This window comes from Saccharococcus thermophilus (assembly GCF_011761475.1).
GTDB classification, from domain to species: Bacteria; Bacillota; Bacilli; order Bacillales; family Anoxybacillaceae; genus Saccharococcus; species Saccharococcus thermophilus.
The window spans coordinates 1108744-1124405 of record NZ_JAASRS010000001.1 but is presented as its reverse complement, the minus strand read 5'-3'; the positions used below and the strand labels follow the sequence as shown (position 1 = coordinate 1124405).

The following is a 15662-nucleotide window of genomic DNA, read 5'->3' as shown; positions in this document are numbered from 1 at the left end:
TCCCACCTATTAAAATAGCTTTTCATAAAACAACAATTAAAAATGAATCGGCTCTACGAATGCAATAAACATGGCAAAATCCAACATTCCTTCCCGAAAGGACATGCGGATCCGCCCTTTCGAATAAATTGATGCCATCCATTAGGAGCGTATGTATACTTCCAGATCGATTTGTCTGCCGCCTGAGGTGTTGATGAGTTCGCTTCATAGAAAAAATGGTGATGGGATAACCTTGAAAGATCTGTCAATATCATTTTGCCGATATTCAAGATATAACATTTTGAAAGAAGGCATTAGGGCGCTGCAAGCAGAAGCGCCCTTAGCCGTCAAACGTGAATTTTTTCTCTACCGTGCAATGGCTGTCCCGGACGGGCGGATCGCACTGCGAGTAATTCGGACACGATAGAAACAGCCACTTCTTCGATCGTTTCTGCCCCAACATCCAATCCAACTGGTGCATGAATCGGTGCGCTGTTCATGTCGGCGCCGATATTCTGAAACATCTCCCGAGTACGCGACAAAGGACCAAGTATACCTATAAATTTTGGTTTTGCCTGCAGTGCCAGACGCAGCGCAGCTTCATCTCGCATTTGCAAGTGGTTCATAATCAGCCACCAGTTCCCCTCCAGTTGTGCTGGATCAACTTGGTCGGGTTCAACTACCAAGTGGTTAGCCATAGGAAAGCGTTTGGCTCCATTAAATTCTTTGCGTGGATCGAGCACGGTTACACGGAATCCGCATTTAGCAGCGAGCTCCGCCACTGGTACGGCATCGTGACCTGCGCCGCAGATGATCAAATGTTCGTTTGGCCGCATCGTGTCAATGTAAAAACGGCGATTATCGACTATCGCTATCTCCGCTCTCGTACGATTTTCGACACGACTTATCAACTGACGCGCGACAGCTTCTGGCAGCATGTCAATATCGCCGGCGATGGGATTTGTCTCGTCAAATACGACACGAACCCCTGTTGGCAATTCAATAGCCAGTGAGATGGCACGATCTTGGGCGACAGCTTCCCGCACTGATCGCCAGAAAGGATCGTCGGAATGAATAGGAAAGATAGCGACTTCCATCGTTCCTTTGCAACCAATTCCAAGAGACCATATTTCGTTTTCACTGAGGTCATAATTTACGAGTCGGGGTTCGCCTTCTTCTATTGCTTTTTCCGCCCATCCATAAAGGTCCGATTCGAGGCAGCCTCCGCTGAGTGTACCAAACATATTGCCTTTTTCCGTCATCATCATTTTAGAACCAGGAAGGCGGTATGCGGATCCTTGTACCTGGGTAATCGTCAATAAAGCGGTTTTTTCCCCTTTTGACCAAGCTTGTTCAATGTGGGCAAACACATCACGCGCTTCATCGATACGTGACACAACTTATCCTCTCCTTCTTTATTTAGATGCCAGCTTAAAATTAAAAATTAGCATGTGCTGTTTTTTTCATGGTGTGGTTCTGATGCTCTATAGAAGATGAGCTCACTTCACTACTGACAGAAAGAAGAGCCGCAGAAACAGGACGATAATGGAAGCGGTTACTTAAAATTTATCATATCAATCAATACACCTGCCTCGAATAAGAGTCCTTATGTAATACTATGAAACATACTTCCACTCAGTGCCGAGTTAAGAGCCGATTTGTTTGTTTATTACACCAAGGCTAACTCATTAAACTTTATTCTCTCAACAACCAGTAAGAAGCTAACTTATGCGAAATAATCATAATCGTACCACCTAATCTCTGATCACCAATGGTTGATAAAAAATTAAACTTTATAAAATATTGTTTCACGTCAATACCCGGCGAAACACATACATGTAATGTTTCTCTTAAAAAAAATGGATCACTATAAACTTTATATAATCCTGTATTGGCAATAATAGGAAATAAACAGGCCGGCATCAACAATATCAGCATTTTATAAATATAATTGCGCTTTAGTTTATTTGGCTTCTCACCGTAAGAAGATGCCGTCACCGGCCACCATACAAGAAAAGATAGTGCCATTAAGAAACCTTTTGAAAAATCATGCAAGGTTTTATGGCTCATGACAGTGTTAAATACAACTGGAAAATGGTAAAAGGAGAACATAAAAGCAAAGAGGCCTAATATAGCATGATGGAAATTCTTGCTGCTACGGAGCTTAGCAAATAAACGAAATCGTGAATGCTCCTTAATTTCGGGCAACCCGGAAAGGATAAGCACAGGAATAAAAAAGCAAAGAAGGCTCATTTGGAACATATGTACACTAAATAAAAGATGGCTATAGAAGTTTAAGGCACTTCCAAAACAAAGATTAATCAAAACAAGTCCCAATATAAAGCATATTATTTTTTTTACTATCATTCTATTGAATTGACCAACCTTAACAAGCATTAATAAATATACGATAAGAAAGGAAAATGTAAGCATTAAGATAGTTTTGTCTATATATTGAGCTGATTCCAACTTTTTCACCTCCTTATTCTAAATTTACAATTGGTGGTTTAGGGTGCTGCTCGCAGCACCCCGCTATGTACTGCCTTTTTCCAAGTTGTTACATCATGAACATCGACGAATGCATCAATGTAAGGCAATGCTATTGACATCCCCACCGAAGTTGGTTCATAGCCAGGTTCGCCAAGTAGCGGATTTATCCACACCACCCGTCCAACGCGAGCAGCCAAGTCGCGCATGGAAGTATGCATTTGTTCCGGATGACCGGCATCAAATCCATCCGATATGATAATGACACACGTATGCCGTTGCAAAAGACTAGAGTAACGGCGAAGCAATTGTGCCAACGCGCCGCCAATTTGGGTCCCACCCCGCAGTCCCGGTAAATCGCTATAGGGAATACCTGTCACTCCTTTTCGCGCAATAAGCGACGTTACCCGCAACAGGCGTGTGGAAAAGAGAAAGATTTGCGTGCGTGCACGCACCCGCGTAAATGACCAGGCGAGAGAAGTAATAAAAGGCGCATACGGTTTCATCGATCCGGAAATGTCCATAACTAGGACAATTCGCGGCTTGTCGGGACTGCGTTGGCGCATTTTGAGTTCAAACGGTTCTCCTGAATGGCGCAATGCACTCCTTATAGTTTGACGTAGGTCAATTTTCTCTCTGCCTCGTGACTGCCACTTGCGGCCGCGAGGTGCATCCATCGTACGCACTGCCAACTGGGTCAGCTTAACAACATCCTTCAAAATTTGTCCGTCCGCCCGCAAAGCAAAACGCTCTCCATCGTTTGGATGATAACCGGCGAGAACCCCCTGTGTAATTTCTAGCGGTGGGCGCTCCGCCTTTTCACCGGCGCCGGTTCCGCCCATCAAATCATCTGGTTGCAGGCGGCGTTTCTCCTCCAAACGTGCTTCCCGTATACCAAAATATTGCTCAAACAAAGTTGGAAAGATGCCCCATTCCGCTGGTGTTCGTGCATAGATGGAGCGAAAGGCGTTGCAAACCTCATCAATGGAGGAAAGGTTCAATTCAGCCAGGGCAGCAAGTGCTGTCAGTGTTTCGGGAACTCCTGCACGAAATCCGCGATTTCGCAGCCAAGGCGCAAAATCGGTCACCTGCCTCACGATGCTGCCTGTCAAGCGGCCTATCTCACCAGCCGTCATGTGGTCCATAGCAGATCGAATCCCCTCTCCCTTAGAAAGTCCATGTCTTCCTGCGTCTTCAACAAACACCCAAGGGTATGTCGAATCGCTTCTTCGTTCAGCTCCTGTGCGCCCAATTCCGTCAGCGCCTGTGCAAAATCAATCGATTCTGCTAATCCAGGCGGCTTGAGTAGCGACAACTTGCGCAGCCGACGCACACTAAACACGATTTGTTTCACAAGTTTAGGTGCGATCTGCGGCACATGCAGTGAGATGATAGCCGCCTCCTGTTCAAATGTCGGATAATCGACCCAAAAGTACAGACAACGGCGACGCAAGGCGTCCGACAAGTCACGCGTGCGATTAGACGTTAAAATAACTATAGGTGGTTCAGAAGCGCGAAAGGTTCCCAGCTCGGGAATGGTAATTTGGAATTCTGATAGAAATTCCAACAGTAATGCTTCGAATTCCTCGTCGGCGCGATCTACTTCGTCAATCAGCAGTACTGGCGCCGGTCTCTCTCGTAGCGCACGTAAAAGCGGCCGTTCAATGAGAAACGACTCACTGTAAAGTGCCTCTTGTTTTACGACACCGTCAGTAAAGGCAGTGCGTGCAGTTAGCAGCTGTTTTGGGTAGTCCCAATCGTACAGCGCCTGACTCGCATCCAATCCTTCATAGCACTGCAAGCGAACAAGGTTTACGGAACGGACAGTAGCAAGCGCTTTCGCCAATGCCGTCTTTCCTACACCTGCAGGGCCTTCTAAAAGCAGCGGACGGGCTAGCCGCTGTGCCAAGTGCACTACGGTTGCTAGCCCTTCTTCTACCACATAGTGAGAACGATGCAATTCCTCTTGTAGCCTGCGCACTTGTTCGTTCATTCAGTCAATCTTCCTTTCTACACGGAAGCAAATGCCTTCTCAAGATTTTCAAATACCTGCTGTATGATTTTCTTCGCTTGGTTATCAATCAAACGACCACCAAGGCTCGCGATCGGTCCACTGATAGCTCCTTCACACTCCCATTTCAAGAGGGTACCATCATCGGTGTCGCTAAGTTTTACTTCTGCGTTCATCTCTACTCCGCTTCCCATTCCTCCACCTTTGATCAGCATAGCCATTACAGCTCCCGGTTCAATAGGTGACAATTCGCACTCGAGTTTGAACTTACCACGAACAGGTCCTATGCCAACCTTTACAATAACTTGAAAACGATTATCACCCTCTATGTTAGATTCAATCAAGTCGGGAACGCAAGGCACCACTTTGTGTGGATCTGTAATAAACTTCCAAACTTCCTCCCGTGGTAACTTAATCGTATATTCTCCTCCATATTTTAACATTTAATTTTCCTCCTCTTAGTTATAAATTTAAATTTAGTACATCAGTCACCAGTTAGCAGTTGATCAGCCTGAAAAAAGCAAAAGTTCCCTTTCAATGCAACACCATGCGAACCAATCCGGATGTGTTATCTTATCATGTGTGACTAAGAAATGCTTCCGGATTTTTAGCAAAACGGTCTCGACAGCCAGAGCAGCAGAAGCCGTAGGTAGTGCCATCCAGTTCAAGTCGGAATTGGGTTTTCTCCAAGTTTACAGTCATACCACAAACCGGATCCACCACTATTGGAGATACTGCGATACGATCGCCGTTTGCGGACAGTGTTTCTGATTCCGAAATCCCCTCTTTTGGTTGTCCTTCCCACTGCACATTCAAATCCCGGCGACGGCGTTCCACGATTTGAGCAAGGATACTAAGGGCAATCTCTTGTGCTCCTACAGCACCAATGTCTAACCCCGCGGGAGCCGTGATAAAGTCAATAAACTCTTTTGGCGCCCCAGCCGCTTCCAATCCGCTACTTACAGTCACCCAACGCTTCGGACTGGTGACCAACCCCAAATACCGCAGCTTACAATGGATTAGTGCCAACAGACCTTCACTATCATACAAACCCATCGTAGCTACGACACCATAAGCCATTGTATTGGTGAAAGTAGCTACTTGATTGCGCAATACCTCCAACGGTTCTTCCGGGCTGCTGTTTTCCACTTCTTCCAATGAGATCCGACGTGGCACAAAAGCAAATCGGGGTGCCATTTCTTCAAGAGCATGCGCAATCGGGGAATCACCCACAATAATCAACAAAGGATCAACATGTTTCGGTTCTAAAAAAAGTTCAACTGTCCCTTCAGATGCACAAGTCATCGGAAGGACTGTAACTCCTTCCTCCACATGGACCGGTGGTTGCGGGGTTACAAGCAAAAGTCTTTTTTCTCCAGTTCGAAGACACTCCTGCGCTTGATTGATAACCAACTCCCGCGTACAATGCCCACCTACAAAACCTATCATTTTTCCATCCGCCGTCACAATTGCCTTATCTCCAACTGTCGCCGAACTTGGCCGCACACGTCGGACAACTGTCACCATGACATACGGTTCAACTCGTTCATCCATGCTCTTTGCTGTTTCCCAAACAAGATCCATTTTGTATGACCCGGCGGCATTAACGCCACCGGGCTTTCCCCTCCTTAATCGATGTTAATCTTAGATCCATGCCAAGTACTGAATTATTCATTAATACCGTGTTCTCTCAAAATTTCCCATATCTTCCATGGATAAAGTGGCATGTCAATGTGCTCTACGCCAAGTGGTGACAGGGCATCCACCACCGCATTGACAAACGCGGCTGGAGAACCGACATTCGGCGACTCTCCGACGCCTTTTGCGCCAATCGGATGATGCGGCGACGGTGTCACCGTCCGATCTGTTTCCCAATGTGGTGTGTCTAGAGCTGTCGGGACTAAATAGTCCATCCAGTTTGGCGCCAGACAGTTACCGTTCGAATCGTACGGAATATCTTGCATGAACGCAATGGCAAACCCTTCCGTGAGTCCCCCGTGTACCTGTCCCTCAACGATCATCGGATTGATCACATTGCCGCAATCGTCAACAGCCAAGAACCGCCGCACTTTGACAGCTCCCGTTCCCTTGTCGATATCGACCACCGCGATGTAAGCCCCGTGAGGGAAAGTGAGGTTCGGAGGATCGTAGTAGTAAGTCGCTTCCAAACCAGGCTCCACGCCTTCAGGCACATCCGTGTAAGCGGCAAAAGCAACATCTTTCATCGTCACCGATTTCCCCGGCAAACCTTTTGCGGAAAAGGCGGTGCCGTCCCATACAACGTCATCTTCACCGACTTCTAGCAGATGTGCGGCGATTTTGCGTGCCTTTTCGCGAATTCTGCGCGCGCAGAGCGCTGCAGCAGCACCCGCCGTCGGCGTAGAGCGGCTGGCGTACGTGCCTAATCCATAAGGGGCGGTATCAGTATCTCCTTCCTCAATCAACACATCATCCGCACTCAATCCGAGCTCTTCGGCGATGATTTGGGCGAATGTCGTCTCATGCCCTTGGCCTTGGTGCCGCACACCGAGCCGTGCAATCACCTTTCCAGTTGGATGGATGCGGATCTCCGCGCTGTCGAACATCTTGATTCCGAGAATATCGAATGTATTTTTTGGCCCTCCACCGACAATCTCCGTAAAAGTGGAGATGCCAATACCCATGAATTCACCGCGGGCTCGTTTCTCTGCCTGTTCTTTTCGCAATTCGTCATACCCAATCCGTTCTAAGGCAAGTTTCAACGTTTTTTCGTAATCTCCGCTGTCGTACACCCATCCGGTCGGAGATTTGTATGGGAACTGGTCCTTGCGAATGAAATTACGGAAGCGCAGTTCGGCCGGATCGATCTTCAACCTTTGCGCCAGTACGTCCATTGTCCGTTCAATCAGGTACGCTGCTTCTGTGACACGGAAGGAACAGCGGTATGCAACACCACCAGGAGCCTTGTTAGTATAAACGGCATCCACTTCGACGAATGCGGCCTTGAAATCATACGAACCTGTCACAATGTTGAACAGACCAGCCGGAAATTTGGTCGGATTAGCCGCCGCGTCAAAGGCACCATGGTCGGCGATAGTTTTCACCCGCAATCCCAACACTTTGCCATCCTCGCGCGCAGCAATCTCGCACGTCATGTGGAAGTCGCGCGCGAACGAAGTGCTCGCGATATTTTCTGTTCTCGTTTCAATCCATTTAACAGGCACACCTAACTTCACCGAAGCAGCAATCGCAATGACGTATCCCGGATAGACACCAACTTTGTTCCCAAAACCTCCGCCAATATCAGGCGAAATAACGCGAATCTGATGTTCAGGAATACCGCTTAACATCGCGATCACGGTCCGATGGACATGAGGCGCTTGGGAAGTAACATAAAACGTCAACCGACCTGTTACCGTATTGTAATCAGCGACACATCCACACGGCTCAAGCGGCGAAGGATGGACACGCTGGAAGCGCACATCTTGCTTGACGACAACCGGTGCATCACGAAAGACGTTCTCTGTTTCTTCTCGATCTCCCGACTCCCAGTGCCAGATGTGGTTCGACTTTTTCTCCCGATCTTCACGGAGGATAGGAGCATCCGGCTCAAGCGCCTTGAACGGATCCACCACAACCGGCAATGGCTCGTAATCGACTTCGATCAACTGCAGAGCGTCTTCCGCTTGGGCGCGCGTCTCCGCAACGACGGCGGCGACTTCTTGGTACTGAAACAGAACCTTGTCCACGGCCAACACCATCTGTTGGTCGCCATTCAAAGTCGGCATCCATGCAAGGTTCATTTTGGCCAGATCTTCACCTGTGAGCACCAATTTGACGCCGGGCGCGGCCAATGCAGCTGACGTATCGATTCGACGAATGCGGGCATGTGCGTACGGACTGCGTAAAATTGCCATATAAAGCATATTCGGCAGAATTACATCATCCACGTAGCGACCTTTCCCGCGAAGAAACCGCGGATCCTCTTTACGGGCAATCGATTTACCCATTGGACGCAACTCAGTCTGTTGAAGTGCCACTTGTGGCCACCTCCTCTAATGATTCTTGAGTCGCCATTTTGCGGGCGGCGGACTTGACAGCCTTCACGATATTCACATATCCTGTACAGCGGCAAATATTGCCCGAAAGTCCCTCGCGAATTTGCTCCTCAGTCGGCGCTGGATTTTCCTTAAGCAGTGCGTAGGAAGACATTAGCATACCTGGTGTACAGTAGCCACACTGCAGGGCATGTTCCTCCCAAAATGCTTTCTGCAACGGATGCATTTCACCGTCTTTTTCCAATCCTTCGACCGTCAACACCTCACGCCCATCCGCTTGCACAGCAAGTACGGTGCACGACTTGACGGCTTTCCCGTCCAACAACACTGTACAAGCACCACAGCTGGTTGTATCACAACCGATATGCGTACCCGTTAGTTTTAGTTCATCACGCAGGTAATAAGCCAACAACGTACGTGGCTCAACATCTGATTCGTACAGTTGCCCATTAACCTTGACACGGATCTTCATTGGACCTCCACCTTTCCATGCAACTCTTCCGCGATTTCGCGGAGTGCGCGTGCAGCAAACACACGTAAAAGATCCTTCTTATAGTCTGCACTGCCCCGTAGATCATCAACAGGCTCCGCCTCTTCCGGAACAAGCTTTGATACGTTCTCAATCGTCTTCGCTGTCAGACGTTCTCCGATGAGAGCCTCTTCTGCCTTAACAGCTCGCAAAGGGATCGGCCCGCAATTGCATATGCCGATGCCTGCCTCAGACACGCGGCCATCATTGTCAACAGCGACTTGTACAGCCAGCCCTGCAATTGCGAAATCGCCAGCTTTACGTTTGAGCTTCATATAGCGGGCAGCCACTGGTTTAGTTGGAATTGGCAAGTGCAACGCAACGGCAAGTTCGTTTTCATCCAGCGCTGTGGTAAATGTATCCACTAAAAACTCGTCAATAGGAATCAACCGTTCTCCCTTCGGTCCTCGTGCTTCCACCACCGCATTTAGGGCAAGCATTGCAGTCCCCCAATCTGAGGCAGGATCTGCGTGAACGAGCGAACCGACAACCGTTCCGAGGTTGCGAACCAATGGATCTGCAACCCAGCGGGCAGTGCGAGACAGAAGCGGAAATTGTTCGCGGAGTTCTGTCGCATGCTCCAACTCAGCTTGACGTGTCACCGCACCGATCCGTAATTTCCCGTTGACTTTACTCCATCCTTTAAGCTCATCGAGTTTATTAATATCAATAATTACAGCGGGAGCCGCGACCCGTAACTTCATCATTGGCAATAAACTTTGGCCGCCCGCCAATACTTTGCCGTCATAGCCATACTCATCCATTAAGCGAATGGCTTCGTCGACAGATGTCGGTGCTTCGTATTTGAATGCATTGGGAAACATTTAGAAACCCCCTTTTGTCTAAATGACGAGAGCATTGTGAACAAGTCTTCTTTAGATGCGCGCATCTCGCGCCTTCTCCAATTGCCGGATTCCCCCTCACTATCTCTCGCCTGACTAAGAATTTCGTTGTTTGAATTTTTACTTGAATCTCTACACGACTAAAGTCGGTAGTTTCTGACATACTAAAGATTTTTTCCTTCACCTGCGTGCAAACATATTCTCTTAGTCGCAAAAGAATGCGCTTTCATATTTCATATTAATTGAATCAACCTGCACATGAAGGTTTCAAACTGAACTGCGATCCTTTATTTTCTAATAAAGAAAGTGTTTATACAGAGGTAAATTGAATATGTGTATTGCGACAGTTGCCTTAATGCAAAATATATTCAGTTCTAAATAAAACATTAACCCCCTTTCCGATGTCAAATTTTGTAGCTTCACTGTTTTGGTGATAAAGATTGTTTAAAACTTGTTGAAGAGATACATTCATTGAACAACGAGACAAAAATCTGAGGCGATCTTTGCAAATATTATTATAGTAACAAATATTCAGAATTGTCAACTGTTTCGGAATCATCGTAAGGTAATGTTTACTCAGTATTTTTACTACAATATTTGACTCCACCAAGTTTACAGAGTCATTTTATTAGTAGTTTAACGGCTGCGGGAAAGCAAGAATGATTAGAGATGATCTTATATATAGCGCTGAGAGTGCTCAAACAGAAAAGTTGTTAGACGTCCTAACTGTATTTTATAACCCTTTTGCCAACATTCCTTTTAATTGTGAAGAATTTATCATCCTACTATATCCCATGCGGATAAAGAAACTACTGCAAAGAGAAATTATTACAATTGGGAATTCAAATGGTTGGTCAAAAAGGAGAAGAAAACAGGAGGAATTCTAAACTACATAACAGACTGTTAAAAAAAGAAGGAATAAAAGAATAAAAAAAAGATGGGACTTCCCCTTGATTTTAGCGGGTTTGGTGGAAATAAAATGAAACCCATATCTCCAAAGTTTTTGCACAATAAATCTTGTAGCTATTGATAGAAAGTAACGCAAAAAGGGTGCTTCTCGGCGAGAAAACACCCTTTTTATTTGGGAAGGGAAAAGTAAATGCGTTTTCCTTCTATTAAGTTGCTGAAGAGGAGCACATACACGTTTCTTCTTTTGGATGGTGGATATTTGTTCTCAATTCACCTTCTTCACCTTTTGGCCTTCATGATATTGCCCGCGTGGACAGGAACAATGAGGTGTTAACCCCTTCCTTCTAACTTTCTCTAGTTGGAGGCTGAATATGAATCATAGCCTCCCATTCCCTACCACTTACTTCCGTAAAGCGGGCGATCCAGTGCATATAATCGCCGATATCTTTCCTCACTTTTAAGCAGTTGTTGATGGCTGCCGTCCATGGTGATTTTTCCTTTTTCAAGGAAAAGGATGCGATCCATTTTCTCCACCCCTATCAAATGATGCGTTACCCAAATAATGGTTTTTCCCTTCAGTGTAGCGAAAATGGTAGCCAATAGGTTCGCTTCTGTGATTGGATCGAGCCCAACTGTCGGTTCATCCATGATGACTATCGGAGTGTTTTGCAATAATATCCGTGCAAGTGCGATTCTTTGCCGTTCGCCGCCGGAAAAGCGAGAACCTGTTTCATGCATGTTCGTCTCATACCCTTTAGGCAATTGCATAATCATCTCATGCAATTGAACCATCTTGGCTACTTCATACACTTCTTCGTCCGTTGCTTCCGGGTTGCCAAGGCGGATGTTGTTCATAACGGATGTATTGAATAAATAAGGCTTTTGGTTGAGAACAGCCATTAATTTTGGAACAACCGAAGACAACTCATGTGCATTTATCCCGTTTATACGCACTTCCCCACGAGTCGGTACAAGTGCCCCTTGAATTAATTTCAATAGTGTCGATTTTCCGGATCCGCTGCGCCCGATAATGGCAATCTTCTCCCCCTGTTCTATTTTTAAACTAAAATCGTCCAGAAGCGGTGTTTCAGAAGTATATCCAAATGATAAATGGTTTATTTCAATCGTTACTTGAGATAAGTCTAGCGAATCTTTCCATCCATCTGCTTCTATCTGAGGTTGAGAGGACTCTGCTTGAATAGCTCCAAGACGCTTTAATGAATCTTGATAGGATGATGTTTCACTAACTGCCCCTGCAATCGGTAAAAAGGATTCCACTAAGGACAGTGCTACAAGACCACAAGCTGCAATCAGCGTGGGTGCGAATTCTCCACTTAGCGTTTGCTCATTGGCCCAATAGATGGCTATGATGACAATGGCACCAAGCACAATCTGATTCATAACGTCCCGCCAGTTCACAAAGGAATGTTTCTTCGTTTCAAGCTCAAGCAGTTTTTGTTCTTGTTTTTCGTATCGCCGAATATAATCCGCGTATTTTCCGCTAAATATCCAGTCGCTTATACCAAAAATCGTATCGGTAAACTGTTGATAAAGTTGATGTCTTCCCCTTTTCCATTGTTCATTTTTTGTTTTCATATAAATGTATGAAATAATTGGACCGACAAAAACCAACAGCCCTATTAACACAGCCAGGAGAATGGCGAATGGAATCGAGAAAAGTCCTGCACAAATAATAATCACTGTGTAAATGACTAATGAAACAATCGAAGGAAACAGTATTTTTAAGTAAAAATCCTGCAAATGTTCAATATCATCGGCGAGTACACCAAGAACGTCACCCGTGCGTAAGCGGGAACGAAGGAACAATGCCTGCGGCTCAATGATTTTATATAAGCGGACGCGCATTTCGGAAAGTATTTTCAAAATGAATTGGTGTCCTGTCAGTCTCTCCACATAGCTAAGCACAGCTCGGCCAATTCCAAATGTACGGACACCAACAATCGGCACATAAACCATTAAAATGGATTCAGGTTGTGTCGCCGCTTTAGAAATTAAATAACCCGAAGTAAACATCAATGCTCCGCCAAAGAGAATGGTGAGCGAACCAAGAAGAATAGCCAACGCAAACAAGCCGCGATATTGACGCAAATATGGGAAGATCCAATTCTCCTTGTCCATTAGATACCCCTCATTTGTGTTTTAACAAGCTGATAATAAGTAGAATTCTGCCTTATTAACTGTTCGTGTGTTCCGATTTCCACTATTTTGCCTTGATCAAGAACAATGATTTGATCCATATCAAGCATCCAATGCAAACGATGGGTGGCAAAAAATACGAGTTTGCCGTTAAACAATTTTAACATTGTCTCTTTTAATTCGTATTCCGTTTCAATATCAAGATGGGCAGTTGGCTCATCAAGCATGATGATAGGACGGTTGCTTAAGAATGCCCGTGCGAGGGCGATCCGTTGTTCTTGTCCGCCACTTAGGCTCCGGCCGCCTTCCCCTATGATTGTCTCAAATCCCTGCGGCAGCGATCGAATCATTTCGGTGAGGCCCGCTGCTTCTGCTGCCTTCTCTACTTCTTTCACAGTTGCCTCCGGATCATAAAAGCGAATATTGTTTAAAACGGTATCGTGAAATATATAAGGATGTTGGGGAATATACGTTATTTGGCTTTGCCAATTCAACTGAGATAAAGTAGTTAACTTCTTGCCGTTTATCTGAAATTCACCTGACGAAGGTGTTAAAAATCCACTTAGAACATCAATCAATGTAGATTTTCCTGCACCACTGGCTCCAATAATTCCAATTTTTTTTGAGCCTGAAACAGAAAATTGGATATCTTGCAAAGCCGGACGACTGCTGTCAGCAAAATGTACACTTACTCCTTTAACAGAAAATGTGCTTGTTGATTTCCAAGGGGGGATAGGATCCTGTTTTTGTTGCAACGATTCCTTATCGAGGATTTCCTGAATCTTTTTGCCCGCTTCTTTACCGTCAAGTGTCGCATGGTAATCGGCCCCCACCTCCCTGATTGGAAGGAAATACTCCGGTGCCAGGATCAGAATAGTCAACGCTGGACGCAACCCCATCTTCCCGTTGATTAAATCGATTCCAAGAAAAACGGCGACGGTCGCTATGGAAAGCATTGTAAAAAAATCCAATGCAAACGAAGATAAAAAGGCGATACGCAAAGTTCCCATGGTAGCCCGTCGATATCTTTCGCTTACTAAAATAATTTTGTTGATGTGCTGCCGGCTTAATCCCAAATATTTGAGTGTCTCCAGTCCTCTCAACGAATCGACAAAATGATTGGACAGCATTTGATAGGATTCATATTGGCGATCAGCCTTACTCTTTGCCGCCAATCCAAGCAAGATCATAAAAGCAATAAGTATCGGAACGGCTAGGGCCAAAATGACAGCAGAGCGGGTATTTACAAAAAAGATAAAGATGCAGATCATGACAGGTATAATCGCCGAATTCATCGATTTTGGAAGAATAAGCTCCAAATAGCGGCGGAATTTCATCATTCCTTCCATAACTAAGGTGATTGTCTGCCCGGAGCCTTCTTCTTTTACAAAACGAGGACCTAGTTGAAACAGCTTTTGCAGCAATGATTCCCGAAACTCTTTACTCGTTCTGGCAGCAAAATGGTAGGCTATATTTCTTTTCCAAACGGTAAGCAGTTGGCGTACAACCAATGCAAGAAAGAAAATAATCAACTTTATAAAGACATTGGCAAACGAATCTCCCCCGAAAAGGGAGGAGATTGCGTCTGCCAAAAAATAAGCCTGAATAATAATGATAGCACCTTGAATAGCCGTTAATATCGCCAGACCAGCTAAAACCGGCTTAATTCCTTTGTAAGAGAACAACGCCTTATCCATCAGTACGTTAAATGCTCCTTGTCAGATACTCGTTTGCGAAATACGTAATAGCTATAAATAGTATATCCTAAAACAAACGGTAAAATAGTTACGGCCACAATTGTCATTATTTTCAGGGAATACACCCCGCTGGATGCGTTGTAGACCGTTAAATTAAAAGCTTTGTTCAAGGAACTGACCATCACCCTTGGGAACAGTCCGACGAAAATCGATGATACTGTTAACACGATCCCAAGCCCTGTCATGGTGAATGCCATTCCTTCGCGCTTATTGGAAATGAAAAAGTATGATAATCCAACAGCAAGCACAATTAATACGACAATAATAAGTTCAAGGATAGGGCGCGCCTCAAAAATATCTGTCATCAACCAAGAAAGTCCTACAAAGACGACAAGTGATCCAAATACGGCCAATACCAATTTTTTAGCCAATGCAGCCGACCGATGTCTGATTTCTCCTTCTGTTTTTAATGATAGGAAAGTCAAACCATGCAATAAGCACAGCAATGTAATCGTTAAGCCGCCCCAAATGGAATAAATATTTATAACATCCGAGAACCCGGCTTCCATATTCATATCTTTATGGATCGGCACACCCTTAAGCATGCTTGTAAACAGAACACCTAGAAGGAACGGCGGCAGCATACTTCCGAAAAAGATCACCCAGTCCCAAACATTCGTCCAGCGCGCATCTTCAACTTTGCGGCGATATTCAAAAGCAACGCCGCGTCCAATTAGGCTCAGCAAGACTGCCAGCATCAGTAAGTAATAGCCGCTGAACATCGTCGCATACCAGTGCGGAAATGCGGCAAAAATGGCGCCCGCTCCAGTTATTAGCCATACTTCATTCGCGTCCCAGAAAGGACCGATTGCATTCACCATTACGGTCCTCTCTTTTTGATTACGGGCCAGGAAACGAGTCGACATTCCTACACCAAAATCAAAACCTTCAAGAAAGAAGAAGCCAATAAAGAGTACAGAGATTAAGACAAACCAAATTTCACTCAATTCCATC

At 45.5% G+C, this 15662-nt stretch carries 12 protein-coding genes; all 12 read right to left on the bottom strand.

Annotated elements, in window-relative coordinates; translation table 11 throughout:
- Positions 1–326 precede the first annotated feature (326 nt).
- The 12 genes from BDD39_RS16670 to cydB all read right to left on the bottom strand — a co-directional run bounded on the left by BDD39_RS16670 (position 327) and on the right by cydB (position 15661).
- Positions 327–1376: an XdhC family protein gene (locus BDD39_RS16670; RefSeq protein WP_166908948.1), complete on the bottom strand. Its 1050-nt coding sequence runs from the start codon at positions 1374–1376 to the stop codon at positions 327–329.
- 298 nt (positions 1377–1674) lie between these two features.
- Positions 1675–2448 carry a cytochrome c oxidase assembly protein gene (locus BDD39_RS05755; protein ID WP_166908946.1) on the bottom strand — a complete coding sequence of 258 codons (774 nt, stop codon included), beginning with the start codon at positions 2446–2448 and terminating at the stop codon, positions 1675–1677.
- A 38-nt stretch (positions 2449–2486) separates the two neighbouring features.
- Positions 2487–3611: a vWA domain-containing protein gene (locus BDD39_RS05750; RefSeq protein WP_166908943.1), complete on the bottom strand. Its 1125-nt coding sequence runs from the start codon at positions 3609–3611 to the stop codon at positions 2487–2489.
- Positions 3599–4459, bottom strand: a complete 861-nt coding sequence (locus BDD39_RS05745; RefSeq protein ID WP_166908941.1) for an AAA family ATPase — start codon at positions 4457–4459, stop codon at positions 3599–3601. The genes BDD39_RS05750 and BDD39_RS05745 overlap by 13 nt, the downstream gene beginning before the upstream one ends.
- 17 nt (positions 4460–4476) lie before the next feature.
- Positions 4477–4920, bottom strand: coding sequence for an SRPBCC family protein (locus BDD39_RS05740; protein WP_166908939.1), 444 nt, complete (start codon positions 4918–4920; stop codon positions 4477–4479).
- Between the two features lie 133 nt (positions 4921–5053).
- On the bottom strand, positions 5054–6031 hold the full coding sequence (locus BDD39_RS05735; protein ID WP_341801450.1) for an XdhC family protein: 978 nt from the start codon (positions 6029–6031) through the stop codon (positions 5054–5056).
- Positions 6032–6144: 113 nt separating this feature from the next.
- Positions 6145–8466 (bottom strand): aerobic carbon-monoxide dehydrogenase large subunit, encoded by a 2322-nt coding sequence (locus BDD39_RS05730; protein WP_166912282.1) that lies wholly within the window; start codon positions 8464–8466, stop codon positions 6145–6147.
- A gap of 10 nt (positions 8467–8476) precedes the next feature.
- Positions 8477–8986 carry a (2Fe-2S)-binding protein gene (locus BDD39_RS05725; RefSeq protein ID WP_166908935.1) on the bottom strand — a complete coding sequence of 170 codons (510 nt, stop codon included), beginning with the start codon at positions 8984–8986 and terminating at the stop codon, positions 8477–8479.
- Positions 8983–9867 (bottom strand): FAD binding domain-containing protein, encoded by an 885-nt coding sequence (locus BDD39_RS05720; RefSeq protein ID WP_166908933.1) that lies wholly within the window; start codon positions 9865–9867, stop codon positions 8983–8985. Before BDD39_RS05720 ends, BDD39_RS05725 begins: the two co-directional genes overlap by 4 nt.
- A gap of 1320 nt (positions 9868–11187) precedes the next feature.
- Positions 11188–12933: a thiol reductant ABC exporter subunit CydC gene (gene cydC / locus BDD39_RS05715; protein WP_166908931.1), complete on the bottom strand. Its 1746-nt coding sequence runs from the start codon at positions 12931–12933 to the stop codon at positions 11188–11190.
- On the bottom strand, positions 12933–14648 hold the full coding sequence (gene cydD, locus BDD39_RS05710; RefSeq protein ID WP_166908929.1) for a thiol reductant ABC exporter subunit CydD: 1716 nt from the start codon (positions 14646–14648) through the stop codon (positions 12933–12935). Before cydD ends, cydC begins: the two co-directional genes overlap by 1 nt.
- Positions 14648–15661 carry a cytochrome d ubiquinol oxidase subunit II gene (cydB, locus tag BDD39_RS05705; protein WP_166908927.1) on the bottom strand — a complete coding sequence of 338 codons (1014 nt, stop codon included), beginning with the start codon at positions 15659–15661 and terminating at the stop codon, positions 14648–14650. Before cydB ends, cydD begins: the two co-directional genes overlap by 1 nt.
- Position 15662: the final 1 nt, after the last annotated feature.

Excerpts from the sequence above, each read along its gene's own strand:
- BDD39_RS05750 (WP_166908943.1), bottom strand. The coding sequence starts at position 3,611 with ATGGACCACATGACGGCTGGTGAGATAGGCCGCTTGACAGGCAGCATC.
- cydD (WP_166908929.1), bottom strand. The coding sequence starts at position 14,648 with ATGGATAAGGCGTTGTTCTCTTACAAAGGAATTAAGCCGGTTTTAGCT.
- BDD39_RS05735 (WP_341801450.1), bottom strand. The coding sequence starts at position 6,031 with ATGGATGAACGAGTTGAACCGTATGTCATGGTGACAGTTGTCCGACGT.
- BDD39_RS05730 (WP_166912282.1), bottom strand. The coding sequence starts at position 8,466 with ATGGGTAAATCGATTGCCCGTAAAGAGGATCCGCGGTTTCTTCGCGGG.
- BDD39_RS05740 (WP_166908939.1), bottom strand. The coding sequence starts at position 4,920 with ATGTTAAAATATGGAGGAGAATATACGATTAAGTTACCACGGGAGGAA.
- cydB (WP_166908927.1), bottom strand. The coding sequence starts at position 15,661 with ATGGAATTGAGTGAAATTTGGTTTGTCTTAATCTCTGTACTCTTTATT.
- BDD39_RS05720 (WP_166908933.1), bottom strand. The coding sequence starts at position 9,867 with ATGTTTCCCAATGCATTCAAATACGAAGCACCGACATCTGTCGACGAA.
- cydC (WP_166908931.1), bottom strand. The coding sequence starts at position 12,933 with ATGGACAAGGAGAATTGGATCTTCCCATATTTGCGTCAATATCGCGGC.
- BDD39_RS05745 (WP_166908941.1), bottom strand. The coding sequence starts at position 4,459 with ATGAACGAACAAGTGCGCAGGCTACAAGAGGAATTGCATCGTTCTCAC.
- BDD39_RS05725 (WP_166908935.1), bottom strand. The coding sequence starts at position 8,986 with ATGAAGATCCGTGTCAAGGTTAATGGGCAACTGTACGAATCAGATGTT.